The following is a 16,190-nucleotide window of genomic DNA, read 5'->3' on the forward strand; positions in this document are numbered from 1 at the left end:
TCAGGTGGCCCGGCTCCCTGCCCATCCCCTGGCTCACGGAAAGAAATGGAAGCACGCAGTGATCGGTAGTGACTCTTCCCAGCGCGATACGGCCAATGCGCTGATCGGTCGGGACCGCGAGCTGCAGGCGATCCGCGAGCTGGCGGGTCTTGGCACCGGAGGCGGAGCACTGCTGGTCTCAGGAGATGCCGGGGTCGGGAAAACAGCGGTGCTCGACGCCGTCGCGGCGGCAGCCCACGCCGAAGGTGCCCGGGTGCTGCGAGCCGCCGGCGTGGAGTTCGAGGCGAACTGCAGTTACTCGGGTCTCAACCAGATCCTGTTTCCCTTCCAGTGCGAGCTCGAGAATCTGGAGGTGCCCTTCCGCGACGCCCTGCGCATCGCGCTCGGCTTCGAAAGCGGCTCACCGCCCCAAACGCTGATGGTCTCCAACGCCGTGCTGCTCCTGCTGCGGACGGTTGCGGCAGGAGACCCGCTTCTGTTGGTGGTCGACGACCTGCCCTGGCTGGACCAGGCCAGTGCGGCCGCCTTGGGCTTCGTCGCACGAAGGGCGGCCGGCATCGGAGTGAGCTTTCTCGCCGCCTCACGTTCCGGGGCTCACACCGCGAACGACTGCGGTGCCCTGCCCGAATACCGGCTGCAGCCGTTGTGCGAGGAGTCGTCTGCCCGCCTGGTCGCCCACACTTCGCCCCACCTGGTCCCCAGCGCCCGCCGACGCCTGATGACCGTCGCGTGCGGTAATCCGCTCGCCTTGCTGGAACTGCCGTCCGCACTGCCGACCACGCGAGGGCCGGCAGGCGACGGCGCCCCGGCCGTACTGCCGCTTAGTCGACGTCTCGAAGCGCTGTTCGGTTCCCGCATCACCGGGCTGCCGCAGCCCTCCCAGCGGCTGTTGCTGCTTGCGGCACTGGAAGGCGTCGGGGACCTCGGCGTCCTGCAGGCGGCCTCGCGACAGACCGATGACGGCTACGACCTGGAAGACCTGGGACCCGCCGAACGTAACCAACTGGTCTCCATCGACGAGGGCGCACGGCGCCTGAGGTTCCGCCACCCCCTCATCCGCTCGGCCGTCGTGGAGAACTCCACCAGCAGCCAGCGGCGAGCGGTCCACACGGCACTGGCCCAGGTACTGGTGGACCAGCCCGAACGCCGGGCCTGGCACCTGGGCGAGGCCACCTTGGAGCCGGACGAGAGCGTCGCCGTCCTGCTGGAAGACGCGGCGCGCATCACGCTGCGCCGCGGCGACGCCGTAGGCGGCATGCGCACCCTGATCCAGGCCGCGGACCTCACACCGCCCGGAGCCGGCCGCAGCCGCCGCCTCGCCACCGCCGCCTACATCGGCGCCGAGGCCACCGGGTCACTGCCCAGCGCCCAAAGACTCCTGGACGACGCACGGCACACGGCCACCGACTCCGAGAGCTCACTTCACTCGGCGGCGGCCGCCGCGGTTCTCATCCTGAACAGCGACAGCGACGTCGACACCGCACACACCCTGCTGGTCGACGCGATCGAAGCCGGAACCCACGGATACGACTGCGCGGACAAGGCACTCATCGACGCTCTGCACACCCTCGCCCTGGTGTGCTTCTTCGGCGCCCGGTCCGAGCTGTGGCAGCCGTACCACCGCGCTCTGGACAAGCTGACGCCCACAGCCCCGCCGGTGCTGTCCGCGCTGGCCAAAACCTTCTCCGACCCCGCCCGCACAGGAGCCCGGGCCTTGCAGGAACTCAACGCCCTGACAGCACAGCTGACCGAGGTCACCGACCCGGTCCAACTCCAGCGAATCGGCTCGGCAGCCCTGTACGCCGACCGCCTCGGAGACGTCCGAGAAGCACAGTGGCGCCTGGTCCGCATGGGACGAGACGGGGGCCCGGCCCGCCGGCACATGGCCGGCCTGATCCACCTCACGCTGGACGACTACCTCACCGGGATGTGGGACGAAGCAGCCCAACTCGCGGAAGAGGGGGTCCAGTTGTGCGATACCCATGACTACACAGGCTTCACCTGGTACTTCCATTACGCCAAAGCCCTCCTCGCCGCCGCCACCGGCGAGGCCGACAGCGCGGACGCGCTCACCGGGAGGATCATCCACTGGGCGACGCGCCGCAAAGCGTTCGGCGCCGCGCACTACGCGCACCACGCCGCAGGACTGGCCGCCCTGGGCCGCGGTGACTTCGCAGGCGCATACGAGCACGCCACCGCCATCAGCCCCGCCGGCCACCTCGCCTCGCACGCCCCGCACGCGCTGTGGGCGACGATGGACCTGGTCGAGGCGGCCATGCGAACCAACCGGCACACCGAGGCCGCCGCCCACGCCGCCGCGATGCGGGAAGCCGGCATCGCCGGACTCTCCTCACGGCACGCTCTGCTCACCCAGGCCTGCACCGCCCTGAGCACCTCCGACGACGACCAGGCCATCGACCTGTTCGCCCACGCCCTCCAGGTCCCCGGCGCACAGCGGTGGACGTTCGACTACGCCCGCGTCCAACTCGCCCACGGCGAGCGGCTGCGGCGCATCAGGGCCACCACCGAATCCAGGACACCACTGGCAGCAGCACTGTCCGCCTTCCAGCGCCTGGGAGCCCTTCCCTGGACCGAGCGTGCCGAGACCGAACTACGCGCCGCCGGCTCCGCCAAGCGGCGGCCCGGCACCGTCACACCCCACACCCTCACCCCCCAGGAACTGGAGATAGCCCGGTTGGCGGCCTCGGGCCTGACCAACAAGCAGATTGCCGAACGCCTGTTCCTCTCCCACCGCACCGTGGGCGCCCACCTCTATCAGATCTATCCCAAGCTGGGCATCACCTCCCGAAACATGCTCCGCGACGCCCTCGAATCCTGACCCCCGCCGCCCTCTGCCTCCTCCCACCACCCCGGCAGCAAGCAGCGAGGCACTGCCACTTCGCTTCAGAAAGACCCAGCACGTGAGCACACCCCCCACCCTCGTCCTGGTCCACGGCGCCTGGCACGGCACCTGGTGCTGGCAGCCGCTGATCGAGCAGCTCCCCGGTCTCGACGTACGTACCGTCGCCCTGCCCAGCAGCGGACAGGACCCCGCAGCTTTGGGCGGCCTGTACGACGACGCGGAAATGGTGGCCAAGGCCATCGCCGACGTCGGGGGACCGACCGTGCTGCTCGGGCACTCCTACGGGGGATGCCCTGTCACCGAAGCCGCCGCGGCAGCCGGCAACGTCGAACGCGTCATCTACCTCAGCGCCCTGATGCAGGACGTCGGCGACTCCGTCCTGTCGCTGGTCGGCGGTGCCTATCCGCCCTACTGGGACGTGCACGAGGAGCCCCAGGGCCACGCCGACCACGGCTACTTCGAAGCGGCCCAGGCCTCGCACGTCCTGTACAGCGACGTCGAACCGCACCTGGCACAACAGGCCGCCGCCAGACTCAGCCACCAGTCCCTGGCCTCGGTCACCCAGCCCCTCACCCAGGCCGCCTGGCGCACCATACCCAGCACCTACATCCTGTGCGAGCACGACCTGGCCATCCCGCTGCCACTCCAGGAAGCCATGGCCACCCACGCACAGCGCACCGTACGGCTGCAATCCGGGCACAGCCCCTTCCTCTCAAAGCCGGCCGAACTCGCCCGCATCCTCCGACAGCAACTCGTCCCCCAGCCGCCGCAGCGGTAGCCACCTGCACCTGCGATCCGGCAGGCGCCCGTGGCCGGACCCCGCAATTGATCCGCGCAGGGCTCAACTCCCCACGACACAAACGAACGACGGACCCCGAGGGCGACCGCCGGAGCCCATCCGGACAGAGCCGTCTTGCGAGGATGACCGCGCAACTGGCCCTGGCGCGCGTACGCCGAAACCGGCAGAAAAGGTAGATCTCTCACAGGCATCACCCCAGTCATTTCACCCCGGTGCCGCGCATTTCGACTCCGCGCCTAAGCCATGAGCCTGGTCGGGTTACCGATGCCCGGTCGGTGTCCCCCGAGCCACAGTGGAGAAGTAACCGGCAGTTCGAAAGGGGCCTTCCCATGCCATACCAGCAACCGCACTTCCCGACGCGCAAGCCATCCGTACGCCGCATGAGGTCACTGCGCTTGCGTGCCGACAGGATCCTCTCGCCCTCGTTCCGCATCCCCCACGAGGCCGAGTTCCGCTATGACGAGACCGACCCCCTCGTCGTTTCGCTGGCCCTGCACACGCCGGAAGGCTCCGTTGTCCACTGGACAGTCTCGCGTGACGTACTCCTCGAGGGAACGGCAGAACCCAGCGGAATCGGGGACGTGCGGGTGTGGCCCTCACGTGTCCGTGCCCGCCGGGTGGTGCTCCTGAAGCTTGAAGTACAGGACATGTCGAGCCTCTTCGAGATGGACCTCGCGCAACTGCAGAAATGGCTCGAGAAGACATTCCAACTGGTCCCTCACGGCGCAGAATTCGATCACATCGACTGGACCACAGCCCTCGCCGCCCTCATACGAGAGAACTGACGGCCCCGCTCCGCGAAGAAGAGCCGCCCACAAGGCGACGCACGCCGGGAAAGGTCTCTTCGTCAGCGTCCCAACCCGCTCACACGCCGCCCACCGTCCACCAGCCAGCCAGCCGGATCGGTACCGGGCTCCGTCCTACATAACGATCCGACACCGGGCGGCCTGTACGCGGCCGCCTGCGCGGGAAGCACTGCCTCCCACACGCAGGACCACCGCCTTGTAGGTTCGATCCGGTAACCGTGCCTGCACTGCTCCCGAAGACCCAGGTGTTGTAGTTGGAGCTGCCGGAAGTGCCCTTGCGGTGCGGTCGTCCGCCGCCGTTGACATCACGCGTGGATGTCATTCGATGCTCTGGTTGCAGGAGGGGAGCCGGACTCCCGGACACCATGACGGTGTACAACACCTACTGAACGGCCGGGGTGAACGTCGGCGACGTGGTCAGCAACGGAGACTCCATGCAACAGCAACCCGAACCGGGCGGCCCCCTGGCCTGTCTCACTTCTTTGGTCACCCCACCGGCCGCAGGAGGCAACGTCCTGGACTGGGACGGTCTGACCGAGCGGTATCCGCGTGGGTTTCCTGACGACTACAAGGAGTTCATGCGCGTCTACGGTGAGGGCCTCTTCGACGATTTCCTTGGAGTGGTTCCGCCTGTGTCCGAGGTGTATCCCAACGATCCCGGTGCCAACGTTGAAGGGGTAACAGCGGATGCCGAGCTGACAGCCGAAGAGCTGGAGTACGATGCGCCCGAACTGCTCATCGGCTGGGGTTTTACCGTGGACGCCGACCTGCTGTGCTGGCGGGCGGACTCGCCGGACCCCAACAAGTGGCGGACGGTGATCTGGCGCCGGCACTGGGCGGAGCCTGAGTGCTGGTCCCACTTCGACTGCGGCATGGTCGAGCTGCTGTGCCGCTTCGCGGCCCGGGACATCACCGAGCACTGGACCTTCGAACTCCGTTATGCCGGGGCGCGCTTCTTCCACGACCGTGACGTCAAGCGATACAGGCAATCGCGGATCGACCCCTGGGGCGCTGAGGGCCCTCCGAAGCTGTGAAGTGCACCAGGTTGGAAGACTGAGGCTCAGGAGCGCGCACCACCTGGGCGGACGCCACCTGCGGCATCGCGGTCCCGTCACCGCTGTTCCCCGTGACTCCCCGTTCGGCACCGCCTCACCTGGCACGACTGTGGCACGTCAACTCGCCGCCAAGGTGATCTGAGCCGGCCCTTCCCCCTCACCTCGCAGTGGCTGTGGGAAGACAACGACTCAGAGCCGTCGGAGGAAACACGTCTGGTGGATCGCCGGGGAAGGCGCCACTCCGTTCGGAGCCGAGTTCGGGTTCACGACGGCCGAGCCGGGATTCGTTGGGTGGGTTAAACACTGGGCCGCCAACAAGCCCTGGTTTGACTCCGCGTGACGAGGCAAGACCTAGGGCTTTCGGTCCAGCAGGCGCACGAGCGGGCGGCGCAGCGACTTGGACCCGGAACTGCTTCGGCGCGAGTGATCATGGCCCCGCAGGCTTCCGACGTGTCGGGCAGTCCGTGGACCTGCCCGGTAAAGCACGACGTTGGCGCCACGATCTTCGAGGCTCGCGCCAAAGTGGCTGGCTGAAGTCCCAGAGCCGACCGCCCCAGCCACAACGTGTGACCGCATGCCTATCCGCCACCGGCTTACAGGGGGGCGTCCGATGTACGGCCGTGCGGGCGGGACTGTTGTTGTCGCTGGTGGCGCCGGAGGCGGTGTCCTCTTCGCCGCCTCCGGCGGTCCGTGCGGCTCAGGACTCGGCGTTGGGGTGCTTCATGCCGAACGCGTCGGCCACGAGGGAGTAGGAGCGCCGGCGGGCGTCGAAGTCGTGGATCAACGAGCTCAGCATCAGTTCGTCCGCGCCCGTGCGTCCGTGCAGGTCCTGCAGCCGTGCGCGGACGGTGCTGGGAGTCCCGCAGACAACCGAGTCCATCCAGCGCTCCACGAACTCCTTGTCCTCCGAGGTGTACGGGTAGGTCTCCGCCGTCGAGGGCGAGGGGAGCTCGGTCTGCCTGCCTTGCCGCGCCAGCATCAGCATCAAGGCCCCTGACTTGGCGATCCGCACGGCGTCCTGTTCGGTGGGAGCACAGACGACGTTCACCGAGACCATGATGCGAGGGGAGGCGAGTGCCTCGGAGGGGCAGAAGGCCGCGCGGTACAGGTCGACGGCCTTCAGAGCCTGTAGGGGGTTGATGTGGTAGGCCGCGGCAAAGGGGAGGCCGAGCCGTGCGGCCGCTTCGGCGCCGGTCGTCCCCGAGCCGAGGACCCACAGGGGGAGGTTCGGAGCCGCAGGCACGACGTGCACGCGGTCGCCGGAGTACGGGTGGCCGTCGGGGAAGTCGTTCTGCAGGAAGCGGCGCAGCTCGTCGACCTGCGCGTCGAACGCCGGAGTGCGGGTGTCGTCCGCCTCGCGGCCGAGAGCCTGCATGACCTCGGGCAGGCCGCCCGGGTTCCGCCCGACGCCCAGATCGATCCGGCCCGGGTGGAACGCGTCGAGCACGCCGAACTGTTCGGCGACGACCAACGGCCGGTGGTTGGTCAGCATCACTCCGCCTGAGCCCAGCCGTATGGTGCTGGTGACGTGTGCCAGGTGGGACAGAAGCACCGCCGGAGCGGGGCTGGCGGAAGCGGGGAAGCTGTGGTGCTCCGCCACCCAGAAACGCTGGTAGCCCCAGCGTTCGGCGTCCTGCGCGAGAGCGGCGGTGTGCTGCAACGCCTCGGCCGGGCTTCCGTGCTCTCCCATCACCGTGAGGTCGAGGACGGAGAGGGGAACCGGGCTGCTGCCCCGTGCTACGACATCCGCGGAATCACCGGCTCCCCCGGACTTCGAATGGGTCGGCGAAGTCGGCTGGTCGCCGGGGTTTGGGCTGGTCACAAGAACTCCAGACGTCATTGGCACATGCACGCCGATTGCGGCACCTGGGTGGACGGTCAAGACCCGCGGCTTCCGGAGTGCGATGAGCGCCGAAGCCCTTGCGCTCCACCGCTCCACCGATCCGGACCCCGAGGTCCGCTTGAGGCTAACATAACCGGACTCGCAAGTTCGTTTCGCGGGCTCCGAAACCGGCGTCCCGAAATCAACCGTGCCGACGCGTGACCAACGCCGCGCCGAAGGTGAGGGCCCGTACGGCGGGCCCGCACGGTGCGCGCCGCGTTTCGGAGCAGGGCACGTCCCTCACCCCGGCGTGCCGACCCCTCGCTCCGCAGGAGGCGTTCCGCCAGGACGCCTCGGCTCCGGCGAGTCCGCGGCGATGCCGACTGCCCACCCCGCGCCCACCAGCGACGCGTGGTGAGTCGTTCCACCTCGATCCGGCGTCCTTCCGGCGCGGCCTGATGGTGGCCTTCGAATTCAGGCGCGGCGGGCGGCCCAGACAGTGCGCTTGGTGCGTACAGCGAGGTCGTCGCGGCGGAGGACGCTGTTCGGATCATCGGCGTCCAGGAGCGCGTCGAGAGCGGTGAGGTCCTCGGCGCTGAGGGCGGGGGCGGCAACGCTGCGGATGCGCTGCAGGCTCCCCAGGGCGTAGCGGCCGATGGCCTCGGTGCGTGCGCCTTCGATGTTCACGGTGATGGTGCGCTCGTCCTCGACGCCGAAACCGGCGGCGGTGAGCATCGGTCCCCAGTCGGCGCCGCGGTGGGGTACGTGCTCGGCGTGGAAGCTGTCGGTCGCGGCGTGCGCGCGGTCTTCGAGGCCGGGCCGCTCTGCGGGGGCGTCGGCCGGCAGGAAGCGGGGGAAGCCGTCCAGCTCGACGACGGCGAACAGGCCGCCTGGCGCGAGGAGTTCGTGCACGCTGCGCAAGGCGCGCTCGGGGTGGGCCATGTGGTGCATCGACGCGGAGGCCCACACCAGATCGGGAGTGCCGAGGTCGGGCCAGCGGTCGGAGTCGAGGTCGGCCTGAACGGTGCTCACCCGGTCCCGCACGCCGCGGGCGCACGCCTTCTCCCGCAGCAGCTGCAGGTGGCCGGCGGAGGCGTCGACCGCGGTGACGTGGGCGTCGGGAAAACGGTCGAGGAGGGCGAAGGTGCCCGCCCCGGTGCCACTGCCCAGGTCCGCGATCTGGCGCGGCTCGGACTTCAGCGGCAGCCAGGCGGTGATCTCCGCGATCTGCTCGGCGAGGACCTCGGCGTCCAGCTCGAGGATCTCCGCCTGGCCGCTGTCGTCATGCTGCTCGTGGCGGTGGCCGTGCGAACCGTGCTGGGGGCTGTGCTCGTGTCCTGGGGTCATGACGCCACCGTAGACAGCGCATGCGCCAATCGCACGACCTCTTGCCGATTACGCAAGCAGGTCGCTGGATACGCTGCCCACCACGCAACATCATCCCTCGCGCGAGGGCCCCGTACCGTGGGCGCTACTCGCAGGGGCCTTACGCGCCGTCGTCTTCGCCGTTCTCGTCGGCGGAGCGCTGGTGGCCGCGGCGGGCGTCGCGGTCGAAGATCCCCATGATCTCGCACGGCCCGCCCTCGGCGCCGATGGCGTGCGGCATCATCGTGGGGAACTCCGCGGCCTGGTTGGCCTCGATGCGGAAGCGGCGGTGACCCAGCATCAGGACGGCGGTGCCGGAGAGCACGACGAGCCATTCCCGGCCGGGATGGGCGCGCATGCGGGCGGGGTTGTCAGGTGGCGGTTCGGTCATCCGCTGCCGCGTGACGGTCATGCCGGGGTCGCCCTTCACCGGCCAGCGCATGAGGCCGTGAGCGCCGTCGATCATCGGGCTGATGACGACGTCATCGGCGGCGTTCTCCACGAGCTGGTCCAGGGTGGTGTCCAGAGCGCGGGCAAGCGTGACGAGCTGGTCCAGGGCGAGGCGGCGCCGGCCGTTCTCGATCCGGCTCAGCGAGGACTGACTGAGGTTGGCCCGCCTGGCCAGTTCCTCCAGCGACCAACCCTGAGCGACGCGCAGGGCGCGGATCCGTTTGCGTACGAGGCTGTCCAGCGCGCCATCTTCTTGCGTCATAGGCAACATTGTATGTGCCAGCAGCATGGCGGGCTTAGGCAGATGTTCGGCACGTTGGGGCACGTACGAAAGGGCGCGACATGTCTGCGCAGACCTCCGACTACGACAGCGACACCTGGCCCGGCGGGACGGTGGACGTCGTAGTGATCGGCGGCGGTGCGGCCGGCCTGAACGGCGCGCTCATGCTCGCACGTTCGCGCCGCTCGGTCGTCGTGATCGACAGCGGTACCCCGCGCAACGCACCCCCCGAGGCCATGCACGGCTTCATCGTCCTGGACAACACCCCGCCGCCCGAGATCCTCCAGCGTGGCCGGAGGCAGGTGCGCCAGTACGGCGGCCGGATCGTCTTCGGCGAGGTCGCCTCCGCCGAGGCGGCCGACCCGGTCGACGGCAGAGCGGCTTGCACCAGGTCACCTTCTTCCCTCTGGAACGCAACCAGCTGACATGACCGGCCGCCCGGCACACGGGCAACCCGGGCGCCCTGTCGATTCCGTGTCAGGACCGGCTGACCTGCGCTTTCCCTGACACGTGCGGCAGCGCTTCCGAACATCGCGGGCACGACGTTCCTCTTCGGCCGTCGCGGACACCCGCCCATTGCGCGCTGCCTCCAATCATGCGCCCGGAGCCTGACTCCAATGCGGCGTGCCGCTGCGCCGGACAGTTCGCGAGCAGGCCAGGCGGAGAAGCATCAGCAGGGAGGCGGCTGCCGAGTACGCGGCCACCGCGGTGCGGTTGAGTTGTGCGGTGCTGGTGGACGCGATGGGCCGCCTTCACCACCACCGCAACACTGGTGCGGCCGGCTCGGCGGTCGCGTCGGCCGGGCGGGACCGTAGCCGGGGTGCCAACTTTCGGGTTGCCCGCCCGTCCTACGTGGGTGAGCCTCCAGGAAGAGGCATCGCCCCGAACCGGGCGCCGGGGCGCCCTGCGGACAGGACACACGCTGGGAGGAATAGGTGGCGGCTGACCAGATGACCGCGCCCGGGGCGCAGATACCGCAGTCCGAAGGACTGCGCGCCATGCTCGTCAACACGACGCTGAAGCCGTCACTCGAGATCAGCAACACCGACGGGCTCATCGAGCTGAGCGCGGGCATCATGCGCGGCCACGGCGTGCAGGTGGAGACGGTCCGCGCGGTCGACCACGACATCGCGACGGGAGTCTGGCCGGACATGACGGAATACGGCTGGGCCAGTGACGCCTGGCCGGAACTGCACGAGCGAGTCCCGGCCGCGGACGTCCTCATGCTGTGCGGGCCCAACTGGTGACCCGCCGCAGCGCGGGACGCCGGCACCGCAATCCGCCGGGCGGTCCCCCGCGGCCGACCAGGCAACCCCGAGGAATAGCCCGGGCGGTCGTTCCGTCTGTCCGTCACAACGAGGAGGAGTGGGCCCATGACTGGGGCGACCGGCAGGGTGGCATTGGTGACGGGGGGCAGCAGCGGGATCGGGGCCGCGATCGCGCGTCTCCTGGCCGCACGCGGGATGCGCGTGGTGGTCAACTACCTCCGCAGCGACAAGGCGGCCGCGGAGGTCGTGGCCGCCATCGCGGCCGCCGGCGGCCAGGCCATGGCCGTGCAGGCCGACGTACGCGAAACAGCGGCCGTCGAGCGCATGGTCGAACGGGTGTCCGCGGCATGGGGCGGCGTCGACGTCCTCGTGCACAACGCGCTCATCCCCTATGCGGTCGCGTCGTTCCAGGACATGACGTGGGAAGAACTCGGCGGCAAGCTCGACTCCGAGATGCACGCGGCGTTCACGGTCACGAAGGCCGTCCTGCCCGCCATGACCGGGCAGCGGTGGGGCCGCATCGTCTACCTCGGCACCGGCCTCAGCCGCCGGCCCCGGGAGGGCATGATCGCGCTGGGTACGGCCAAGGCCGCACTGGAGCAGTTCGCCCGCTACCTCGCCCAGGAGCTGGGCCCGCAGGGCATCACCGTCAACGTCGTCGCCCCGGGCCCGGTGGAGGAGACCCGCATGTCGCAGCACGTCCTGGACGACGCACTCAAGCAGCGGCAGGTGGCCGCCACTCCCCTGGGCCGTCTCGCCCACCCGGCTGACGTCGCCCAGGCGGTCGCCTTCTACGCCGACGAGGACAACGCCTTCATGACGGGCACCACAGCCGCGGTCGACGGCGGGGTGTCCATGCAGTGACGCGGCCGCTCGCGTGCACGCAGCCAGTGATCGACCACGGAAGGGCGTACATGCACACCATCGATCTCGCGTACGTCGGGCGAGGCCTGCACGAGGAACTGGTGGCGTACATCGCCGATCAGGAGGGCCACTACGCCGAGGAAAATGTCCATGTCGCGCTGCGCGACGGGTGCACCTGGGACGAGGAGCGGCTGCGCCGCTGCGCCACCATCGGGCTCGGGCGGGCGCTGCTCTCACGGTTGACCGAGGGCACGCCCTGGGTCGCGCTGCACGTCAACACCGACCATCCGTTGTTCTGGTTCCTCGCCCGCCCGGGCCTGGCGTCCCTGGCCGACCTGGCCGGCCGGCGGCCATGCTGATCGCCGCCGGACTCAACCTCCACCGCCTCGACGCCTGGTGGACCGAAACTCCCATCGGCACCACCCACATCAGCCGCCTCGCCCGCCTCGGACTCGAACTGGCTGCCTGACCGCACCGAATCCGCCAACAAAGTCCTGAAGCCCCAGGCTTCCTCGGCAGAACGTGGTGAAGACGCGAACATGGCCTCCACCACGCCGGAGGGCCTGTGGGCCGTCCGAATTCACGACCACCGTCTTCCGAGGCCTGCGGCAGGCAGCCGCGTGCCGTGGCTTCGGTGGGCCGCGACGTCGTCGCGGGCGGGTCACGGCCCACCGGGCGGGTCCGGCTGGATCAGACGGCGAGGTGGTCTGCCATCAGCTTGGCGAAGCGCGCGGGGTCCTTCAGCGCGCCGCCCTCGGCGATGAGAGCCATGCCGTAGAGGAGTTCAGCGATTCCCGAGAGACCGGCACCGGCATCGTCGCCGCGTTCGGTGTGGGCCTTGTTGAGGCTGTCGACCAGCGCGTGACCGGGGTTGAGTTCCAGGATGCGCTTGGTGTGCGGGACGTCCTGGCCCATGGCGCGGTACATGTTCTCCAGGGCCGGGGTGATGTCGTGGGTGTCGGAGACGAGACAGGCCGGGGAGACGGTCAGGCGGGTGGACAGCCGGACCTCCTTCACGTCCTCGGTCAGGACCCCGGTCATCCAGGCCAGCAGGTCGGTGTACTCCTTCTGCCGACTCTCGCGATCGCTGTCGGTCTGGGCGTCCTGCTCGCCTGCCTCCAGGTCGACCGTCCCCTTGGCGACGGACCGCAGTTGCTTGCCGTCGAATGCGGGCACCGTGGTGACCCAGATTTCGTCGACGGGGTCGGTCAGCAGCAGCACCTCGATTCCCTTCGCACGGAAGGCCTCCATGTGCGGGGAATTCTCGACGGCTTCGCGTGAGTCCCCGGTCAGGTAGTAGATCTCTTCCTGGCCGTCCTTCATGCGCTCCACGTACTGCGCCAGCGTGGCCGGCTCGTCCGCCTCGTGCGTCGAGGCGAAGGAACACAGGCCCAGCAGGGTGTCGCGGTTGCCGTCGTCGCCCAGCAGGCCTTCCTTCAGAGCGGGGCCGAACTCCCTCCAGACGGTGGCATAGCGGTCGGGGGCGCTCGTCATGAGGTCCTTGATGGTGGCCAGGACCTTCTTGGTCAGGCGCCGGTGGATCATCTGGATCTGACGGTCCTGCTGCAGGATCTCGCGGGAGACGTTGAGCGAGAGGTCCTGGGAGTCGACGACGCCCTTGACGAAGCGCAGGTAGGGCGGCAGGAGCTCTTCGCAGTCGTCCATGATGTGGACGCGCTTGACGTACAACTGCAGGCCGCGCCGGTGGTCGCGGGTGAACAGGTCGTGCGGCGCGTGGGAGGGGATGAACAGCAGGGCCTGGTACTCGAAGGTGCCCTCCGCCTGCAGCCGGACGGTCTCCAGCGGGTCCAGCCAGTCGTGGGCCAGGTGCTTGTACAGCTCGTGGTACTCCTCCTCGGTCACCTCCTCCCGCGACCGCGCCCACAGCGCCTTCATCGAGTTCACCGTCTCCAGAGCCGCCTCAGCCGGCTCGCTGCTCTCGGCGCCGGAGCCGGAGTCCATGTCGGCAGGCGTCGTGGCGTGCGCGGGCATGCGGATGGGCCAGGTGATGAAGTCCGAGTACCGTTTGACGATCTCCCGGAGCTTCCAGCCGTCGGTGTAGTCGTGCATCTGGTTCTCGGCATCGACGGGCTTGAGGTGAAGGGTCACCGCTGTGCCCTGGGGCGCCTTGCCGACGCTCTCGACCGAGTAGGTGCCCTCACCGCGTGAGGTCCAGCGGGTGCCCTGACTCTCGCCGGCCCGCCGCGTGACCACGGTGACCTCGTCGGCGACCATGAACGCGGAGTAGAACCCGACGCCGAACTGTCCGATCAGACCGGCCGCCGCGTCCGCGTCCTTGGTGTCCTTCAGCTCCTTGAGCAGCTTCGCCGTCCCGGAACTGGCGATCGTGCCGATGAGAGCGACGACCTCATCACGCGACATGCCGACGCCGTTGTCCCGCACCGTCAGCGTCCGCGCCTGAGCATCCGCCTCCAGGGCGATGTGCAGATCCGAGACGTCCGCCCCGAGTGCGTCGTTGCGCAGCGCTTGCAGCCGCAGCTTGTCGAGCGCGTCGGAGGCGTTGGAGATCAGCTCCCGGAGAAACACGTCCTTGTTCGAATAGATCGAATGGATCATCAGCTGCAGGAGCTGACGGGCTTCCACCTGGAACTCGTGGACCTCAGCCGACATGACGAGCAAACCCTCCGAAGATCAGAAACGACGACTACCACATGCACTTTAGACCGATCACCCCAAGTCACCAGCGGCAGTCAGGCCGCGCCGCCGAACGCGCACAGGTACGCGGCAGGCCGCCCGAGGAGTGCCGGGCGCGCCGCAGACTCGGGGCCGTGAGGGAGAGCCGGACAGGTGACGCTCGAACGCCCACCGGGACGAAGGCCACACGGTGGTGCAGCCGCTCAGCCGTCGGGTTCCCGAGCATCGGTGCCCCCGGCGCGGGGACCACTGAGGGTCTGTCAAGATTGGGGCGGCCCGTCGGTGATCGATGGTTGCCGGCAGCCGCGCAAGGTGTTCTCCAGGGAGATGCGCCAGTGACGCTCGGCCTGCACTGTCGTTCCCAGCGCCCCCCGCAGTTCCAGGCTCGCCAGGCCGTGGACCAGGGCGTTGAGCTGGACGGCGACGTCGTACGGGTCGGCCGGGGCGAAACGGCCCGCCTCCATGCAGCGGGCTACGGCGCGCGTCAGGGTTTCGAAGGTGCTCTGGATCTGGGCGAGGGCCGCCTCGTCCGGCCGGAAGCCCGCCACGGGGCGGCCGAACATCAGGTCGTACAGGTGTGGGTTCGCGCGCGCTGCGGCCCGGTAGGCATGCCCGAGGGCCATCAGGTCGGCTTCCGGGTCACCGTCGGAGGACACCCCGGCGAACTCGTCGGCCAGTCTGGCGAACCCCTCCAGGAACATGGCCTGCAGCAGGCCCGCCTTGTCGCCGAAGAGGTTGTACACGGCGGTCGTCGACGCACCGACCTCTTGCGCGACGCGCCGGGTGCTCAGGGCTTGGGGACCCTCTTCGGCAAGCAGGCGCCCCGCCGCGTCCAGCAGATGCCGGCGGAGTTCGTCGTAGTCGCGGATGCGTGGCCTGCCCATGTTGACAAGGGTATCGCAACGATGTTTCATAACGGCGTTACCAAATACCCGCCCTGCCCGGACGAACCATGGGGGCAGGGAGAGCAACTGCAGGAGGCCTTGTGTCCGCTGGATCCGAGTTGCACGTCGTCCTCGGCGCCGGTGGCGCCGTGGGGCGCACCGTCGTCGAAGAACTCGTCGCAAGGGGGCGCCGTGTCCGTGCGGTGAACCGCAGCGGCCGGCTCCCCGTGCCGGACGGCGTCGAAGTCATGGGCAGCGACGTCACCTCAGCCGATGGAGCCACAGCCGCGTGCGCCGGCGCCGGCGTCGTCTACCACTGCGCCGCGCCTGCCTACGACCGGTGGGTGAACGAGTTCGCGGCGATGACCGAAGCGGTGCGCAAAGGCGCGGCGGCTGCGGCAGCCAAGCTGGTCTTCGCGGACAACCTGTACATGTACGGCCCCGTGACCACGCCCATGACCGAGGGCATGCCCGACGCGGCACGCAATCCCAGGGGACGCGTCCGCGCCGAGATGGCACGCTCGCTTCTGGCAGCCCATCGTGCCGGTGACGTGCGTGTCGCGCTGGGCCGGGCATCCGACTACTACGGTCCCGGGGGCACGAACAGCATCGCGGGCACGAACGTGTTCGCCGCGGCCCTGCGAGGAAAAGTCGCACGCTGGGTGGGAGACCTCGACCAGCCGCACTCACTCAGCTACCTGCCGGACTTCGCCAAGGGCCTGGTGACCCTCGGCGAGGACGCGCGGGCCGACGGCCTGGCCTGGCACATCCCCGCATCAGCGCCCCTGACAGGCCGCCAGTTCCTGGAAATCGTCTTCGCGCAAGCGGGCCTGCCCGAGAAATACGCTGCGGTCGGCCGCACGATGCAGCGGAGCCTCGGCCTGGTCAACCCGACGGTCCGGGCCCTCGGTGAAACCTGGTATCAGCGCGACCGCCCCTTCGTCACCGATGCCACCAAGTTCACCGACACCTTCGGCCCGCTGCCCACCACACCCCACCCACAGGCCGTCGACGCCACCCTCGCCTGGTTCCGGACCACGCTGAACCGCTGACGCCGGGCTCCTCATGGCCCGCCGGTG

13 protein-coding genes and 1 pseudogene are annotated in these 16,190 nt (G+C 69.2%); 9 read left to right on the forward strand and 5 right to left on the reverse strand.

Annotated elements, in window-relative coordinates:
* Positions 1-58 precede the first annotated feature (58 nt).
* From CHF15_RS38510 to CHF15_RS38525, 4 genes are all read left to right on the forward strand, one after another.
* Positions 59-2,839 carry an ATP-binding protein gene (locus CHF15_RS38510; protein ID WP_245939277.1) on the forward strand — a complete coding sequence of 927 codons (2,781 nt, stop codon included), beginning with the start codon at positions 59-61 and terminating at the stop codon, positions 2,837-2,839.
* Between the two features lie 82 nt (positions 2,840-2,921).
* The gene (locus CHF15_RS38515; protein WP_179280155.1) at positions 2,922-3,641 is read left to right on the forward strand and encodes an alpha/beta fold hydrolase; all 720 of its coding nucleotides are present in this window, start codon (positions 2,922-2,924) and stop codon (positions 3,639-3,641) included.
* 350 nt (positions 3,642-3,991) lie between these two features.
* Complete coding sequence (locus tag CHF15_RS38520; protein WP_089228601.1) at positions 3,992-4,447, forward strand: SsgA family sporulation/cell division regulator; 456 nt, start codon at positions 3,992-3,994, stop codon at positions 4,445-4,447.
* 455 nt (positions 4,448-4,902) lie between these two features.
* Complete coding sequence (locus CHF15_RS38525) at positions 4,903-5,502, forward strand: SMI1/KNR4 family protein (protein WP_143681728.1); 600 nt, start codon at positions 4,903-4,905, stop codon at positions 5,500-5,502.
* A 718-nt stretch (positions 5,503-6,220) separates the two neighbouring features.
* Here the strand turns inward: CHF15_RS38525 and CHF15_RS38530 are convergent.
* From CHF15_RS38530 to CHF15_RS38540, 3 genes are all read right to left on the reverse strand, one after another.
* The gene (locus tag CHF15_RS38530; RefSeq protein ID WP_089228603.1) at positions 6,221-7,363 is read right to left on the reverse strand and encodes an LLM class flavin-dependent oxidoreductase; all 1,143 of its coding nucleotides are present in this window, start codon (positions 7,361-7,363) and stop codon (positions 6,221-6,223) included.
* A gap of 456 nt (positions 7,364-7,819) precedes the next feature.
* Entirely contained in the window at positions 7,820-8,692 is an 873-nt protein-coding gene (locus CHF15_RS38535) for a class I SAM-dependent methyltransferase (protein ID WP_089228604.1), read from the reverse strand.
* A 139-nt stretch (positions 8,693-8,831) separates the two neighbouring features.
* Positions 8,832-9,422, reverse strand: coding sequence for an XRE family transcriptional regulator (locus tag CHF15_RS38540; RefSeq protein ID WP_089228605.1), 591 nt, complete (start codon positions 9,420-9,422; stop codon positions 8,832-8,834).
* Positions 9,423-9,502: 80 nt separating this feature from the next.
* On the opposite strand from CHF15_RS38540, the pseudogene CHF15_RS38545 reads away from it, so the two are divergent.
* From CHF15_RS38545 to CHF15_RS38565, 4 genes and pseudogenes are all read left to right on the forward strand, one after another.
* A pseudogene (locus CHF15_RS38545) lies at positions 9,503-9,805 on the forward strand (FAD-binding protein); the annotation flags it as partial.
* Between the two features lie 570 nt (positions 9,806-10,375).
* Positions 10,376-10,687: a hypothetical protein gene (locus CHF15_RS38555; protein WP_220093382.1), complete on the forward strand. Its 312-nt coding sequence runs from the start codon at positions 10,376-10,378 to the stop codon at positions 10,685-10,687.
* 126 nt (positions 10,688-10,813) lie between these two features.
* Positions 10,814-11,572, forward strand: coding sequence for an SDR family NAD(P)-dependent oxidoreductase (locus CHF15_RS38560; protein ID WP_089228607.1), 759 nt, complete (start codon positions 10,814-10,816; stop codon positions 11,570-11,572).
* Positions 11,573-11,622: 50 nt separating this feature from the next.
* Positions 11,623-11,931, forward strand: a complete 309-nt coding sequence (locus CHF15_RS38565; protein WP_245939278.1) for an ABC transporter substrate-binding protein — start codon at positions 11,623-11,625, stop codon at positions 11,929-11,931.
* A 331-nt stretch (positions 11,932-12,262) separates the two neighbouring features.
* Here the strand turns inward: CHF15_RS38565 and htpG are convergent, their stop codons facing one another.
* Both htpG and CHF15_RS38575 read right to left on the reverse strand, forming a co-directional pair.
* Complete coding sequence (gene htpG / locus CHF15_RS38570) at positions 12,263-14,203, reverse strand: molecular chaperone HtpG (RefSeq protein WP_089228608.1); 1,941 nt, start codon at positions 14,201-14,203, stop codon at positions 12,263-12,265.
* Positions 14,204-14,487: 284 nt separating this feature from the next.
* On the reverse strand, positions 14,488-15,111 hold the full coding sequence (locus tag CHF15_RS38575) for a TetR/AcrR family transcriptional regulator (protein WP_179280157.1): 624 nt from the start codon (positions 15,109-15,111) through the stop codon (positions 14,488-14,490).
* Positions 15,112-15,230: 119 nt separating this feature from the next.
* Here CHF15_RS38575 and CHF15_RS38580 point away from each other — a divergent pair, with 119 nt between their 5' ends.
* A complete protein-coding gene (locus tag CHF15_RS38580) occupies positions 15,231-16,163 on the forward strand; it encodes an NAD-dependent epimerase/dehydratase family protein (RefSeq protein WP_245939279.1) in 933 nt (310 codons plus the stop codon).
* Positions 16,164-16,190 lie beyond the last annotated feature (27 nt).

This window comes from Actinacidiphila glaucinigra (genome assembly GCF_900188405.1).
Classification (GTDB): Bacteria; Actinomycetota; Actinomycetes; order Streptomycetales; family Streptomycetaceae; genus Actinacidiphila; species Actinacidiphila glaucinigra.